Below are 13,562 nucleotides of genomic sequence, written 5' to 3' on the forward strand. Positions count from 1 at the left end.
CACGACGTGTCGAAACTATACGGCGTGAAGTACTAATACGGCACGCAGTATTGTGACGCTGTAGAGTCGGTGGTCATGGAAAGCGTGGGAAACACCAAGGGGCGCCGCGAGCGACTGAGGGCCGAGACGACCGCAGAGATCAAGAAGGTCGCGCTGGAGTTGATGGCCTCGGGGGGACCGGACGCGATCACGCTGCGGGCCATCGCGCGCGGCATGGGCATGACGGCCAACGCCATCTACGGCTACTTCGCCACCCGCGACGACCTGGTCACCACGCTGATCAACAACGTCTACACCTCGCTGGCCGACACCGTGGACGCCGCCTGGGACGCCGCCCCCGCTCTGGATCCGGCCGCCCGGATCCAGGCATGGGCCCGCGCCTTCAGGAACTGGGCGCTGACCAACCCCGAGGGCTTCCGCCTCATCTACGGCGACCCCGTCCCCGGCTACCGGCCGCCCGAGGGCGGCGCCGCTCCGGAAGCCGCCCGCCGCGTCTGCACCGGCATCACCGCACTCGCCGCCACGGCCTGGCCGCACGCCGAACTCCGTTACTCGGAAAGCGACTTCGAGTGGTCCGACTTCGACCGCGGCCTGCTGGACAAGGTCCGCCCGGCCTTCCCCGACCTGCCCCCGGCCGCCGTGGCCCTCGCCCTGCGTATCTGGAGCCACCTGCACGGCCTGGTGTCACTGGAGATCTACGGCCACCTGCAGACCCAGGCCCTCAGCCCGGAAAAGCTCTTCCGCGAAGAGCTGGCCCAGCTCATCCGATCCTTGGACATCCCACGGCAGAGCTGACTGCCACCGGGGGAACCTGGTCGCCGCAAGCCACCTGGACCGCTACGCGCCGGGAGCCCGGTACTGGACTTGCCCGGCTTTGCGCAGGGCATCCATGGTTTCGTCGACGGTCAGGAGAACGGTCGTCTCGAACGAGCTGAGCGCGCCGCCTCCGCTGATCGCCAGGGCGACCGCGGCCATGGAGACGTTGTCGGGGGCCTCCCACAGGTTGTAGCCGTCGCGGGTGCCGAACGCGTACCAGAAGCCGTGGAGCTTGCCGCCGACGGACTCGATGTACGACTGAGCGGCCTTTGCGCGGTCCTCGGGCCGGCCGATGAGCCTCGCCCAGGTCTCCGGCGTGTAGCTGAACCTCGATAGATAGAGGGGCATCATGTCTCCCTTTCGTCCCATCAAGGGATGCCACCGCTGGGTGAGGTAGGCCCCCGAGACCGCCCGCGTATCCCCCGAACGGCCGGGATGGCGCCCGCGTGACCACTACCGCTGAGCGACCCAGCAAGCCCCGGAACAACGGCATCGAAGCCCTCAGCGTGGGAAGCTGCGGTCATTGGCGGCCGATTTGGCCGCAGGGCGGAAACCCATCCGGCATGATCTCCACCTCGGCCGACCTGGACCGCTTCATCACCACCCTGTTCCAGGGCCGCCTGCTGCCCGCTGCGCAGCTGGACGAGATGTTCTCCCTGCCAAAGGACAACGAGGGCAAGCTTGTTCCGTTCATCGGCACCAGTTGCAATAGGGTGGCCTGCTTCGAAGCCGGCCTGATGTCCACCCCGCTGCCCAACGGGGGTGTGCTCTGGGGCAAAACCGGCCACGCCTTCGGCTACGCCAGCGGTATGTTCGCGACCCGCGACCTGTCCTTGCGCGGCGTCTACTCGGTCTCCCACCTGAGCCTCGACTTCGGGGCTCCGACCCCACTGGCCAACCGCCTGCTGATGGCGGTCGTAGCACCCGCCGCCGGGCAGCGTTGATCCAGGCGCATCCGGTCTCTGAGACGTTTCGGGGGGAAGGCAATGAGATCGGCGGAGCGATTTTGGGCTGCCTGACGCGGAGCCGACCGCCCCAGCCACGAATGCCTCTTCTCTGTGCATCAGGAGGCTGATTGCCGCGCGCAGGGAGCGGAGCAGGTCTGGTGATCTCGCCTGACCGACGAGAAGCTCAGCTGTCGTGCCTCGGACCCTTGTTGAGACCTGAGCAGGCTCACCTGCGTCCACTTCACTGCCGTGCTATCCCCAAACGCAAGAGGCCCCGGATTTCTCCGGGGCCTCTCACCTGTGTGCACTCGGCAGGATTCGAACCTGCAACCTTCTGATCCGTAGTCAGATGCTCTATCCGTTAAGCTACGAGTGCTTGTTCTGTTTTCCCGCCGCTCCCGGCCCTGCTGGCCCGCTCGCGGCGACAGGAAGAACATTACATGACTGCCGCCGCCATGTGAAATCCATTAGGTCTACCCCTTGTGACCTGCGAAAACACCCTCTGAGGCGCTCGGTGGCCAGGCGGTGGACCGGCCGTCCGGTCGGCATGAACAGCGAAGCCCCGGTCCAGGGACCGGGGCTTCGTGATCTAGCGCGGAGGCGGAGGGATTTGAACCCTCGATGGGCTTTAAGGCCCAAACCGCATTAGCAGTGTGTTGCCCCCCGTCCGGCGAGGACGGGGGGCAACCCCGCAAGACTCGATCACGCAGCTCAGCGGCAGTCTGGCACCCAACCCCATCGGATCCCGTCCGGACCCTTCCCTGCCTCTTGGTGCCATCGGCGTGCCATCAGGTGGTGCCGGCCGCGTCGCCTTCCGAGTCCCCCGCCAGCACGATGCGGCGGACCTGCTGGCGGGTGTACCCCGTCGCCTCGCAGATGTCCTTCTGCGGCACGTCGTCCGCGTCGGCCTGCCGGATCGCTACCGCGAGCTCCTGCCGCAGGATCTCGGTCCGCTGCTCGGCTTCCCTGAACCGCTGGGCCATCTGCGCCAGTGATCGCTTATCCATGGCACACAGTGTTCCATCCGTCGTCATGGAACCTGATGTTACGCAGATTGGCTTTATTGTCCAGCGTCAGAGCGCTTGACGATGGAACACCATGTTCCCTACAGTGGAGGTGTCGGCAGGGAAACCAGCCGACAACGCAAGCGGCCCCCGCCGGTGCTACCAACACCGAACGAGGGCCTGACGGATCACCTGCTAGAGACAGGAGAGCCGCTGTGGCTCATCGTCCCATCCGCCGCGAGCACCGCACCACGCGCCGTGCCCTTCGCGCTCAACTCCGCCGCCGTGCCGCCGGGACGCGTCTCGCGTCCTCGTGCCGCCGCCGGCCTCGCTCCATCACCACCGTGGCCCTCGCCGCCGGTGTCGAGAAGGACACCGCCGCGGGCATCGCCTCCGGCCTCCGCTCGGTCGCCAAGCGCATCGGCCTGGCCCCGGCGCAGACGGCCCGCACCCGCCGCACCGTGAACGGCGGCCGCGCCCGTAAGACCCGCTCGGTCTTCCGGTACACGCTCGCCCAGGTCCGGCAGCTGCTCGCCGCCTACAAGCCCCGCAAGGCCGCGTTCGTCGACGCCGCCGCCCGTATCGCCGCCTTCGCCACCGCTGCCTGATCGGAGTGCACGCCATGACCGAGACCATCCACACCGCACCCGCCGCTCAGGCGCCGGCCGAGGAGCCGCGCACCATCACCTACCCGATCAGGACGGGCGGCTCGCTCACCGTCACTTGCCCCACGTGGTGCACGACGGACCACTCCGACGATGTCGCCTGCGGTATCCACCCCGGCGACCTGCAGCACCAGGGCGACGACATTCACCTCGACTTCAACGCGGACGGCGTCGAGACGACCATCCTGCTGGCGCGCCTCGGGCAGTACCCGTTCTCCGGCGACCCTGACGAGGCCGCTCCCTACGTCGAGCTCACGCCGGAGGGCAGCACCGCCGCGAGCGTGTACTGCCACAACCGGCTCGAGCTGGACGACGAGATCCGGAAGGTGCGCGCCCACCTGCGTGCACTGCTCGAGCTGGGTGACCAACTCGCCGAGGCGCAGGCCGAGAACTTCACCCGCCACACCAAGGACGCCGCGAGGGCGTGGATGTCGCTTGGGCGTACCGACGTGCAGTCTCTGCCGATCGCCTACCTGCTGAAGGTGTTCGGCGTGACCGTCGTCGAGACCGAGGACACCGGCCGCAAGGCAGTCGTGGCCCTGTACGGCGAGCCCGGACAGATGGAGCTGCGGGTCATGCCGGACCTGCCGCAGCACCTGCGTGAGGACCAGACCCGCGCGCAGCTGCTCGACTGGTACGAGGCCCAGCGCGCTGGCGGTAGCCGTGACTGAGGCTGAAGCGCTGGCCCTGGTTCGGCGCCTCCTCTCGGAGGCGCTGGGCCAGTCGGACCAGCCCACCACCTACGTCCGTGACCTGGCCGCCCGAAACGGAGCCCTCAAGGCGTCCATCCGTGCCGCCCTGATCGTCATCGACGCGGCGGGGGTGGAGCGGTGAGCGAGATGCCTCCGGCCTTCGGGCCGACCGAGATTCTCGGCGACGAGGGCGAGACACCGTTCGCGGTCGTGCGCGTGGCGCTCGCCCTGCCCCGGGAACAGCTGCGGGCCGCCCTCGCTTTCGGCCACGCGGAGATGGCCGGCGAACCGCCGCTCAGCGAGATGAGCGTCGCCGACATCCGCCGCGAGGTCGAGGGCTACCTCGGCGCCAACGCCGTTGTGGAGGCGTACCGGGAGACCGTGGCGGTCACCGCTCGCCTGGCCGCCCCGGAGCACCGGCAGCTGCGCGACGACCTCGACGCCGCCCTCGACCGCGCCTACCGTCCCGCAGCCGACCGGCCGTTGGACGTACAGGAGCCGCGCTACGGGGACGGCACGGTGACGCTGCAGACCCTCGACCACGGCGACGTCACCGTTCCCGAACCCGACTGGTGCGCCGGACACGACGGCGAGCAGGTCGGCACGATGGCGGAGATCTCCCACGACGGACCGCACATGACGGCGACCGTCGACTCGGAGGATCTCGGCGCGGTGCCACTTATGCGGGCCAACCTGACGCACGCCCCCTACCTCGAACTCCGCCCGGAGCCGCACCCGGTCGCCTACGTCGAGGGTCTCGAGGCCGCGTCGTTCGACGCCGACGGGCTGCGCGCCCTGGTCGCCGAGGGCCGCGCCTATCTCGACCGTCTCGAGGCCATGGCCGCCGAGCTCGACGAGCTGGCCGAGGAGGGCTCGCCGTGAAGAAGAAGTGGCCCATCCCTCGGCCGACGGAGAACGCCGCGCTACGCGCCATCGACCGCGCGGCGCGGCCCGCCCGCCGGCCTCAAGTCCCGCGTGTTCCCGCCCTGATGGCTGCTCTGGTCGACGCCGTCGCCCAGCAGGACCGAGAGGGCATCTGCCTCAGCTCGCACCGCGTGGTGCGGGCCGCCACCCCGGAGGTCGGCGGATGAACCTGAAGAAGCACCGCGAAAATCGGGCGGCGCGCCGCCTGCACCAGCAGGGCATGAGTGCCGCCGGCCACATCGTCAGCCGCCACGCCCTGCTCGACAAAGCGACGAACAGCACCCCGGCCGAGGTCGTCGCCCTGCTGTTCGGCTGGACCGGCGACCGCATCACCGAGGACGACGCGCACGACTACCTCAACGCCGTCCTCGCCGACCGCGGGTATCCGCTGCTCGCCGCCAGCACCGAGGCAGGTGGAGGCCAGTGAGCACCCGTCGCCTCACCAAGGGGCAGCGCTGGGTCCTCGGCGCGGCCGCCGTCATCATGGTCGCCGTCGGCGTGGCCGGCGCAGTCGGCACGTTCTCCAACACGCTGGCCGAGTTCGGCCGCAAGGCCACCGCCGTCGGCGTCGTCGCCGCTGGTGAAGGCCTCACGCTCGTACTTGCGGTCACCATGCTGGGGCTGACCCTGCTCGGCCAGTCCGCGCCGTTGTGGGTGCGTGTCGGTCTGTGGCTCGCCCCTCTCGCGGCGTGCGGGATGGGCCTGTCCCTGGCGAGCACCGTCACCGAGGCCGTGGTGTACGCGACCACGCCGCTCGGTATGAGCGGGGCTGCCGAGGGCCTCGGCCTCATCGCCCGCCGTGTCGTCATCTACACCACGGGCGTGGACGCCGAGGCGCAACGCCGCACCGCGGATGCCGTGCAGCAGCTGGCGTACCACCAGGCCGCCGCCGAGCGGCACCCCGACGAGGACACCCGCGGCTCCTCACTGCGGAAGTCGTGGGCGCTCGCGAAGAAGGTGGGCGTCGGCGACCAGGTCCTCGGCGCCGGCCTCGTCGAGGTGCAGCGGGTGCGGCTCCGCGAGGGAGCTGATACGGCCCTCGCCGGCATGTACGGCGGCACAGCCGCGACCCCCGTTGCTCAGCGAGCAACGCAGCCCCGCCCGGCCACCGCCACGGAGGTGTTGCGGGCCCGCTTCGCCGACATGGACCCCGCCGACGCCATCCGGCTCGCACACGATGCGCGACCTGATGCGCCCCCGGCCGAACTCGCCCATCTCCTCGGCACCTACGGCGTGCCCGTGGACGCCGTAGCGGTCGCCCTGGTCCTCGGCCAGCGCCCCCCGGAGTACGAGGTGCATCGACCTGATGCGGCTGATGCGCCACAGGTCACAGCGTTGGAGCCGCTCGACCTGCAGGGCGCGATCGAGGAGGCCGCATCAGCCCTCGGTGTGGACGCGTCGGCGCGGGACATCGTCGAGCGGCTGCGCTCTCAGCGGCGCCTCGTCGTCACCGAGCCCTACGTCCGCACCGCCCTTTCGAGGGCCGCGAAGAAGGCGGAGCCGGAGCCCCCGGCCACGCCGATGGAAGGCGGATACGCGTGATGCGCTACCTCATCCTCGGCGCGCTGCTCGGTCTCCTGCTCGTCTTCCCCCAGCTGCTCGCCCTCGTCGTCGCGGTCGTCGCCGGCCTGCTCGCCAAGCCCGTCGTCGTCGCGTTCGGCCTCGGCATCGCCGCCCGCCCGTTCCTGCGCCGGCCGAGGGGGTGGGCGCGGTGAGCGACGCCCTCGACAAGGCCGAGGCCGCCGTCGCCGACGCCTCCCGCAACACCGACGTCGTCGCGGTCGCCATGGCCGCCCTGGAGGTCGCCAAGCTGGCCGCCGAAGCCAGCGCCAAGCAGCAGCCGCACACCTGCGGACACGACCACAAGCAGCCCGAGTTCAACGCCCGCAAGTGGTGGACCATCGGCGGCCTCGTCATCGCCGGCGGCGCCATCGCCAGCGTCCTCGCCGTCGCGTTCGCCCTCGCGGCCGTGGCCGTCGCCATCGCCGCCACCTGCGCCACCTGCTGCCTGCTCGTCCTGCGCTCGATGTGGCGCGACTTCCAGAAGGGCCGCTGACCTGCCCTTCCGTCCTCCGCGGCCTGCCCGTGGGGGTGCGGTGGGGCCGGACAGCCCGGCCCACCAACCCGAGGAGAACACCCATGTTCTGGTCCAAGGGCACCGACGAGCCTGGCTATCAGGAGTCGTTCGACGCTGTGGGGGACGCCTACCGCGACTACGGGCAGGCCTGCCGCACCTACGGCGACCACTCCCCGCAGGCCGAGCAGTCTCGCGAGGTCGCCGACCAGATGGGCGACGAGCACCGCAAGAACTACCCGGCCAACTAGGAGACCTGACCGCATGACTGACGGCCCGTACTTCAGCGACTTCACGCCTGCTGAGAAGCGGCGTATCGCCGCCCTGACCGCCCGCATGGCCCTGCCCCGAGCCAACCTCACCAGGCTGCGGAGCCAGGTCGAGCGCATCGAGCAGGACGCGCTCCGCCGCAAGAGCAAGTAGATCCGCCCCGGGGACGGCGTCCAACCGCCAAGCTGCCGCCGTCCCCGGGCTCCCTCATTCCGTCACGAAATACGTCACGAAACAGGAGCTCCAAGCATGACGGATACCGTCCCCGAGCGGGTCAACGGGCACGCGGCGCCCGAGGTGCAGCTGCTCAAGCTCGCGCCCGAACAACCCGCCGATCAGGGTGAACACGGTTCGGAACGCCCCCGCCGCCGAGTCCGTATCGACTCGCTGCGACGGGTGTTCGTCGACACCCGCCAAAGCCCCACCTACCGCTTCACCGTCCGCCACGGCGCCTACGTATGGGGCGGAACCCGGATCCTCACCCGTCGTACCTGGGAGGCCCGCACCACCGCCCTGCACGCCCGCATGATGCGAATCGCCGAGGCATCCGGCAACGAAGAGATGGTGACCAAGTGGGAGCAGCGGGCCTACGCCTACCGGTTCGCCCGGCACAAGCGGCGCATGGACCTCCTACAGATGGCCATCAACGCCCCCAGGGCCATCGCCTCCGCAGCTGTCGGCTTCGGCGGACTGCTCCTGATGCTCGGCATCATGCTGGCCGTCTACAACCACGACGTCCGCGACGTCCTCGCCCCCACGCACGCCGTGATCGAGTTCGTCGGCTGGGTCGCGTTCATCGCCGGGATCGTCTGGGAGCCCTTCCTGTACTCGATGCCGCTCCTGGTACTGGCCGGCGTCTGGACGGTCGGACGCAACGCCAGGTCGGCGCCCACGTGGGCGCTGCCCGTCGAGGGCGACGAGCGGGACGTTGTGCCTGATGAGAACGCCATCATGAGGGCACTGGGCAAGCTCGGCATCGCCCCGCTGAACGCGGCCCTCAAGGAAGGCTGGAAGCCCCGCTGGGTGCAGCCGTCCACCCGTTCCGGGAACGGGTGGCACGCGCAGCTGCAGCTCCCGGAGGGCGTGCCCGTCGAGATGATCGCCGACAAGAAGCAGATCCTCGCGCACAACCTGATGCGCAAGCCGATCGAGGTATGGCCGACCGAGCCGCGCGACCAGGCCGGCGTGCTGGACCTGTGGGTCGCCGACCCCGGCGTCCTCACCAAGCCGGTACCGCCCTGGCCGCTCCTGACAGAGGGCACCACCGACTACTTCCGAGGCGTCCCCGCCGCACTCAACGCCCGCAGCGAGCAGGTCATCGGCCGACTCATGGCCGCGAACTACCTGATCGCCGGAATCATGGGCTCTGGTAAATCGTCGCTGGTCATCGCCCTGCTCCTCGGCGCGATGCTCGACCCGCTGGTCGAGATCGACGTGCACGTCCTCGCGTACAACAGCGACTACGACCCGATGCGGCCCCGCCTGCGAAGCCTGGTCAAGGGCGACGACGACGGGCATGTCGTTGCGGCCATGGACACGCTGCGATCCCTGGCCAGTGAGGTGTCCCGTCGCGGGCAGGAACTGGAACGCCTCGGCACGGACACCAAAGTCACCCGCGAGATGGCGGAACGCGACCCGTCCATGCGGCCCCGGATCGTCGTGTTCGACGAGGTCCACGAGCTGTTCACCCACAAGGAGCACGGCAAGGAAGCCAAGGAACTAGCGCTGAAGGTCACCAAGAAGGCCAGGAAGACGGCCATCACGCTGCTGTGGATCACCCCGGATGCAGATGCGGCGAGCCTGCCGCGCGGGATCTCCAAGACCGTCTCCCACCGGGTCGCGTTCGCCATCAACGACCACCAGGGCAACGACGCGATCCTCGGCACCGGCATGCACAAGAACGGCTACTCGGCGACGACGCTGGTAGCGGGCGAGGACGTAGGCACCGCGATGGCGGCCGGCTTCGGCAAGACCCCGGGTCTGATCCGGTCCTACTTCGTGCGCAAGGAAGCAGGCGTTGACGAGGTCACGCCCGTAGTCGAGCGGGCCGTTGCAATGCGGGACGGCGTCGCACCCGCGCCTGCCGCGCCGGCGTTCGCCCCAGTCGACCACCTCGCCGACATCGCGGCCGTCCTCGGGCACGAGCCGAAGATGCTCACGCAGGACGTCCTGCGAGGCCTTGCCGACAACAACCCGACCGAGTACGGCAGCTGGTCGTTCCGGGACTTGAAGCGCGTCCTCGACGACGCTGGCCACGGCGAGTACAAGACCGGCGGGAAGATGCACGTCAGTCTCGACCGGATTCTCGACGCCATCGCGGCCCGCGACGACGACCTCGACGACGAGGGAGGCACCGAAGACTGAGGGAGTTCTCCCCACTCGCCTCCCCACCCTGCCTCCCTGTACATGACCTGCGGAAATGGCCAGTCAGGGAGGCAAGGGAGGCAGCCCGGGAGAGACGCCGAGACCCTCGAAAACGGGGTGTTGAGCTCCCCTCCGCTGCCTCCCTCCCTGCCTTCTGAGAGGACATCTGTGACCGCCATCTTTGACTCGCCGGCGGAGACGCTCGGCGAGCACATTGACCGCCTCGCCGGTATCGAGGGCGAGGCTGACACCGTGCAGGCGTGGCAGCCCATGCTGATACCGGGCCTGCTGCAGTCCTACGCCTACGCCTGTGCCGCGATCCATGCGACCACTCCGGCCCTGCCGCTCGAGGTCGTCTCCGAGCGGGCCGAGGCGCGCCGTCATCGCATCGACCGACTCGGCCAGCCCGGCGCTCGCAGTGTGGCCGTCGTCGTCGACGAGAGCGCCCTGTACCGGCCTGTGGGCGGCTACGCGGCACTCGTCGACCAGCTCGAGCATCTGCTCGCCGTCGAGGCGCTGCAGCCGTCCCTGAGCGTGCGCGTGCTGCCGCAGGGCATCGAAGCTCATCCAGGGCTTGCTGGGCCGTTCACGGTGTACCGGGCGGCCGGGCAACGGGCGGTGTTCGTCGAGTCGTTGACGTTTTCCGAGATCACCACCCGCCCCGACGATGTCGCCGCCTACGCTTCCACGTGGGAGCGGCTCTGTGGCCTCGCGCTTTCGCCGCGGGAGTCGGTGGAGCTCATCGACGGAACGAGGGAGACCCTGTGCCGCAGGCTGAAGACGGCCCGCTGATCTGGAAGACGTCGACGTACACCGACAGCGGCAGCTGCGTGGAGTGGGCACGGCCCACCTCGGGCGGCGCCCTGGTGCGTGACACCAAATGCCGGGAGCGGGCCCGGGTGCCGATCGGGCCCGCTGCTTGGCAGGACTTCGTCGACTGGGCACGCGCCCGGTAGGCGCCCTGACCCCTGAGCACTGAAAGGCCTCTTCCACGGTTCTTGTGACCGTGGGAGGGGCCTTCTTCATGTCCGGGCGGCGCCAAGAGGTGTGCCAAGTGCGTGCCATCTGCGCAAGAATCCGCAGGTCAGGGCGCACAAACCGCACACCGTATGCGGTTGGGGGTACGCAGGATTGCGCGCACACCACCGAATCGCCCCCGCCGGACGCAATCTCCAGCAATCCCCCAGCGGACCGGACGGCACCGCAGCATGCTGAAGGTCCAACCTGCACAGATGGAGGGCGACATGACGCTCAGGTTCATCGGCACCACATCGGAGCACGGCAACTGCCCCACGCTGTACGAGGTCGAGGAGACCGGCGACATCGTCGTCCAGGGCGACCAGCTCACCGACCCCGAGCACCTCGCTCAGCTGCGCGACGTCGGCGAGCATGAGACGTTCGTCGTCATCCCCCGCGAGCTGCTCACCCGCTTCGCCCCCAAGGAGTAACCGTGCCGCTGATCCCCTTCGAGGAGATCACCCACCTGTTCACGGAGTTCGAGCACACCGCGTTCCGGCTGGAGACACGCCGCGGGTACGCCTCCGACCGGCAGGGTGCCCGGTTCCAGGCGTTCACGCGCGGCGTTCTCCCGGAGCCGGAGCCGGACCATCCGTGGAACGTCAACGTGCGTGCGAAGGCCGGGCGGGGCGCGCGGTTCTCCCGCGTGCGCATCGTCGACGAGCCGCCCACGGACGGGCAGCGGTTCCTCATGGCGACCGCGGCCGGGAACGTGGCCGCGGGTGAGGACATCCGTGTCCTGCCGCGCTCCGAGGCTGTACGGCTGGACCTGCCGGACTACGACCTGTGGCTGTTCGACTCGCACACCATGGTCCGCATGCACATCGACGACACCGACACCACCACCGGTGTCGAGCTGGTCGACGACCCCGCCGAGGTCCTCGCGGCTTGTCGGGCACGGGACGCTGCTTGGCGCGTCGCTGTCCCTACTGCTGAGGTGTGGGCGCAGGTACGTTCGTCCGTGTGAGCACGGACTTTCAGAGCGCCAGGGTCGCCCTCGGCGCGCGGCTCCGAGAGCTGCGCGCCGAGGCCGGCCTCAACGGCAAGGACATGGCCGAGCGCCTCGGCTGGCAGCGCTCGAAGGTCTCCCGGCTGGAGACCGGCAAGCAGACCGCCACTGCCGCCGACCTCGACGCATGGGCGCAGGCCCTCGACGCCCCGGCCGAGGCCGCCGACCTCCAGAGCCGGTTGCGCGGGATGGAATCCCAGCAGCGCTCTTGGCGCAGACAGTTGACGAAGGGGCACCGCGCCGTACAGGACCGGTACGTCGTCGAGTACCGGCAGACCGCCACCGTCCGCGGCTACGAGGCCACCGTCATCCCCGGGCTGTTCCAGACCCCCGAGTACGCCCGCCATCTGCTGATCCACAATGCCGAGCTCATGCAGTCCCCTCGCGATACAGAGGCGGCCGTGAACGCCCGCATGCAGCGCCAGGAAGTGCTGTACCAGCCGAGCAAGACCTTCAACGTCCTCATCTGGGAGGGCGCGCTGCACGCCCTCGTATGCCCGGCGGAGGCGATGGCGGGGCAACTGGACAGACTGGTCGGCCTGATCGGCATGAGTTCCGTCTCGCTCGGCATCGTCCCCTTCGGCGTCCAACTGACGCTCACCCCCAAACACGGGTTCTGGATCTTCGACGAAGAACGCGTGATCGTGGAGACCATCAACACCGAGTTCACGCTCGAATCCGGCGAGGACGTCGCCCTGTACGGGCGCGTGTGGGATCGCCTCGACGAGAGCGCCGTTCGCGGACCTCAGGCACACCGGCTCATCGCCCGTGCACGGGCCGCCCTGGACCTCTCGTAGGCAACCTTCCGCAACTCCTACAGAGAGTTCGCAATCGCGCGCAATCAGCGCGCGCGCAATCAGCGCAGCTTCCTACGGTCCTGGCCATGGCCACCAAGCACGCTCTGCCTTCCCGGCAGAAGGGTCAGGACTGGCTCTTGTCCTGCACCAGCGAACCCACCGAGGTGCACCGCCTGTGGAGCGCCGAGGAACTCGCGCCGTTCCGATCCGGCGCCCACTGGCGGGTAGCTGAGGCGCCCCTGCTGCCGTCGGTGCACGCGATGAAGCGGATCGGATCCCAGCGTCTCGGGCCGGTCCTCGCCGACGTGGAAGCCGATCGGGCGTGGTGGTTGCTGCCACCGACCCTCGGCGACGAACTGGACGACGTTCGGCAGCTGACTGTCCGCCGGCCTGGCTGGGTCCTGCGATGCCCGCCGGTTCTGTACTACGTGGGCGGCCGCGGGTGGCTGGAACGGCCCGACGGCTCCGGCCACCTCACCAATCCTGTGCTGCTCGGCGCCGCGTTCGGCCCGGGCGGGCGACTCTCGGAGGCTGCCGGATGATGAACACCGCCCAGGAACCGCCGATCACCTTGGGGCTTCCCCTCGACTGGCCTGATCCGCCGGCCGACTGCGAGGTGTGCGACGCGCTCGCCCGGCAACGCGACCATGCCGCGAAGGACGGGGACCACTCGCGCGTGACGGACTACAACGTCGAGATCCGCAACCACCACGCACCCGCCCGCTCCGAGGCAACGCCGTGACCGAGCTGCGCGTGTGCCGCCTATGCGACAGCCCCATAGTGGACCCCGACGACGCGGTAGCCGTCGCCCACGAGTTGGGCATGTCCGGCCCCGGCTGGACGGTGTGGGCGCACCGTGAACACGCCGCCCTCGTCGAGCCGAACGCGGACGCGATCCGGATCCTGGCCCGCGTCCTGATCGCACGCGCCCTTTCGGGCCACTGACCGGCCCCGCTCGTCCGTTACCCCCGTGGCGGATGGGC

The 13,562-nt window shown here is 69.5% G+C and carries 24 protein-coding genes and 1 tRNA gene; 22 read left to right on the forward strand and 3 right to left on the reverse strand.

The window, feature by feature from the left end:
- Positions 1-75 precede the first annotated feature (75 nt).
- Complete coding sequence (locus tag OG254_RS24155) at positions 76-795, forward strand: TetR/AcrR family transcriptional regulator (RefSeq protein WP_405585269.1); 720 nt, start codon at positions 76-78, stop codon at positions 793-795.
- Between the two features lie 42 nt (positions 796-837).
- On the opposite strand, the gene OG254_RS24160 is transcribed toward OG254_RS24155, so the two are convergent.
- Complete coding sequence (locus tag OG254_RS24160) at positions 838-1,164, reverse strand: GYD domain-containing protein (protein WP_351195892.1); 327 nt, start codon at positions 1,162-1,164, stop codon at positions 838-840.
- A 215-nt stretch (positions 1,165-1,379) separates the two neighbouring features.
- Here OG254_RS24160 and OG254_RS24165 point away from each other — a divergent pair, with 215 nt between their 5' ends.
- Entirely contained in the window at positions 1,380-1,760 is a 381-nt protein-coding gene (locus OG254_RS24165) for a hypothetical protein (RefSeq protein WP_405585271.1), read from the forward strand.
- Positions 1,761-2,066: 306 nt separating this feature from the next.
- Here the strand turns inward: OG254_RS24165 and OG254_RS24170 are convergent.
- Both OG254_RS24170 and OG254_RS24175 read right to left on the reverse strand, forming a co-directional pair.
- Positions 2,067-2,139: transfer RNA gene (locus tag OG254_RS24170), tRNA-Arg, on the reverse strand.
- Between the two features lie 412 nt (positions 2,140-2,551).
- Positions 2,552-2,770: a hypothetical protein gene (locus OG254_RS24175; protein WP_405585273.1), complete on the reverse strand. Its 219-nt coding sequence runs from the start codon at positions 2,768-2,770 to the stop codon at positions 2,552-2,554.
- A gap of 212 nt (positions 2,771-2,982) precedes the next feature.
- On the opposite strand from OG254_RS24175, the gene OG254_RS24180 reads away from it, so the two are divergent.
- From OG254_RS24180 to OG254_RS24275, 20 genes are all read left to right on the forward strand, one after another.
- On the forward strand, positions 2,983-3,375 hold the full coding sequence (locus tag OG254_RS24180) for a hypothetical protein (protein WP_405585276.1): 393 nt from the start codon (positions 2,983-2,985) through the stop codon (positions 3,373-3,375).
- Positions 3,376-3,389: 14 nt separating this feature from the next.
- On the forward strand, positions 3,390-4,103 hold the full coding sequence (locus OG254_RS24185) for a DUF6907 domain-containing protein (RefSeq protein ID WP_405585278.1): 714 nt from the start codon (positions 3,390-3,392) through the stop codon (positions 4,101-4,103).
- Positions 4,096-4,266, forward strand: a complete 171-nt coding sequence (locus tag OG254_RS24190; protein WP_405585281.1) for a hypothetical protein — start codon at positions 4,096-4,098, stop codon at positions 4,264-4,266. The genes OG254_RS24185 and OG254_RS24190 overlap by 8 nt, the downstream gene beginning before the upstream one ends.
- A gap of 5 nt (positions 4,267-4,271) precedes the next feature.
- Positions 4,272-5,006, forward strand: coding sequence for a DUF6907 domain-containing protein (locus OG254_RS24195; protein ID WP_405595157.1), 735 nt, complete (start codon positions 4,272-4,274; stop codon positions 5,004-5,006).
- Positions 5,003-5,215 carry a hypothetical protein gene (locus OG254_RS24200; RefSeq protein WP_405585283.1) on the forward strand — a complete coding sequence of 71 codons (213 nt, stop codon included), beginning with the start codon at positions 5,003-5,005 and terminating at the stop codon, positions 5,213-5,215. The genes OG254_RS24195 and OG254_RS24200 overlap by 4 nt, the downstream gene beginning before the upstream one ends.
- Positions 5,212-5,475, forward strand: a complete 264-nt coding sequence (locus OG254_RS24205) for a hypothetical protein (protein ID WP_405585286.1) — start codon at positions 5,212-5,214, stop codon at positions 5,473-5,475. Before OG254_RS24200 ends, OG254_RS24205 begins: the two co-directional genes overlap by 4 nt.
- Positions 5,472-6,590: a hypothetical protein gene (locus OG254_RS24210; protein WP_405585289.1), complete on the forward strand. Its 1,119-nt coding sequence runs from the start codon at positions 5,472-5,474 to the stop codon at positions 6,588-6,590. Before OG254_RS24205 ends, OG254_RS24210 begins: the two co-directional genes overlap by 4 nt.
- A complete protein-coding gene (locus OG254_RS24215; protein ID WP_405595673.1) occupies positions 6,587-6,763 on the forward strand; it encodes a hypothetical protein in 177 nt (58 codons plus the stop codon). The genes OG254_RS24210 and OG254_RS24215 overlap by 4 nt, the downstream gene beginning before the upstream one ends.
- Positions 6,760-7,104 carry a hypothetical protein gene (locus OG254_RS24220; RefSeq protein WP_405585292.1) on the forward strand — a complete coding sequence of 115 codons (345 nt, stop codon included), beginning with the start codon at positions 6,760-6,762 and terminating at the stop codon, positions 7,102-7,104. The genes OG254_RS24215 and OG254_RS24220 overlap by 4 nt, the downstream gene beginning before the upstream one ends.
- A gap of 83 nt (positions 7,105-7,187) precedes the next feature.
- On the forward strand, positions 7,188-7,373 hold the full coding sequence (locus OG254_RS24225) for a hypothetical protein (RefSeq protein WP_405585295.1): 186 nt from the start codon (positions 7,188-7,190) through the stop codon (positions 7,371-7,373).
- Between the two features lie 13 nt (positions 7,374-7,386).
- On the forward strand, positions 7,387-7,545 hold the full coding sequence (locus tag OG254_RS24230) for a hypothetical protein (protein ID WP_405585298.1): 159 nt from the start codon (positions 7,387-7,389) through the stop codon (positions 7,543-7,545).
- 96 nt (positions 7,546-7,641) lie between these two features.
- On the forward strand, positions 7,642-9,756 hold the full coding sequence (locus tag OG254_RS24235; RefSeq protein WP_405585301.1) for a cell division protein FtsK: 2,115 nt from the start codon (positions 7,642-7,644) through the stop codon (positions 9,754-9,756).
- 168 nt (positions 9,757-9,924) lie between these two features.
- Positions 9,925-10,548, forward strand: coding sequence for a DUF5753 domain-containing protein (locus tag OG254_RS24240; protein ID WP_405585304.1), 624 nt, complete (start codon positions 9,925-9,927; stop codon positions 10,546-10,548).
- Complete coding sequence (locus OG254_RS24245) at positions 10,521-10,712, forward strand: DUF397 domain-containing protein (RefSeq protein WP_405585306.1); 192 nt, start codon at positions 10,521-10,523, stop codon at positions 10,710-10,712. Before OG254_RS24240 ends, OG254_RS24245 begins: the two co-directional genes overlap by 28 nt.
- Positions 10,713-11,000: 288 nt before the next feature.
- Positions 11,001-11,204: a hypothetical protein gene (locus OG254_RS24250; RefSeq protein WP_062708446.1), complete on the forward strand. Its 204-nt coding sequence runs from the start codon at positions 11,001-11,003 to the stop codon at positions 11,202-11,204.
- Positions 11,205-11,206: 2 nt separating this feature from the next.
- Entirely contained in the window at positions 11,207-11,740 is a 534-nt protein-coding gene (locus tag OG254_RS24255; RefSeq protein WP_405585309.1) for a DUF6879 family protein, read from the forward strand.
- Positions 11,737-12,579, forward strand: a complete 843-nt coding sequence (locus OG254_RS24260; protein ID WP_405585312.1) for a helix-turn-helix domain-containing protein — start codon at positions 11,737-11,739, stop codon at positions 12,577-12,579. The genes OG254_RS24255 and OG254_RS24260 overlap by 4 nt, the downstream gene beginning before the upstream one ends.
- An 86-nt stretch (positions 12,580-12,665) precedes the next feature.
- Positions 12,666-13,121 (forward strand): hypothetical protein, encoded by a 456-nt coding sequence (locus OG254_RS24265; protein ID WP_405585314.1) that lies wholly within the window; start codon positions 12,666-12,668, stop codon positions 13,119-13,121.
- The gene (locus OG254_RS24270) at positions 13,118-13,321 is read left to right on the forward strand and encodes a hypothetical protein (protein ID WP_405585317.1); all 204 of its coding nucleotides are present in this window, start codon (positions 13,118-13,120) and stop codon (positions 13,319-13,321) included. The genes OG254_RS24265 and OG254_RS24270 overlap by 4 nt, the downstream gene beginning before the upstream one ends.
- A complete protein-coding gene (locus tag OG254_RS24275) occupies positions 13,318-13,524 on the forward strand; it encodes a hypothetical protein (protein WP_405585320.1) in 207 nt (68 codons plus the stop codon). The genes OG254_RS24270 and OG254_RS24275 overlap by 4 nt, the downstream gene beginning before the upstream one ends.
- Positions 13,525-13,562: the final 38 nt, after the last annotated feature.

The sequence above is a fragment of the Streptomyces sp. NBC_01092 genome, from assembly GCF_045039535.1.
GTDB lineage: Bacteria > Actinomycetota > Actinomycetes > Streptomycetales > Streptomycetaceae > Streptomyces.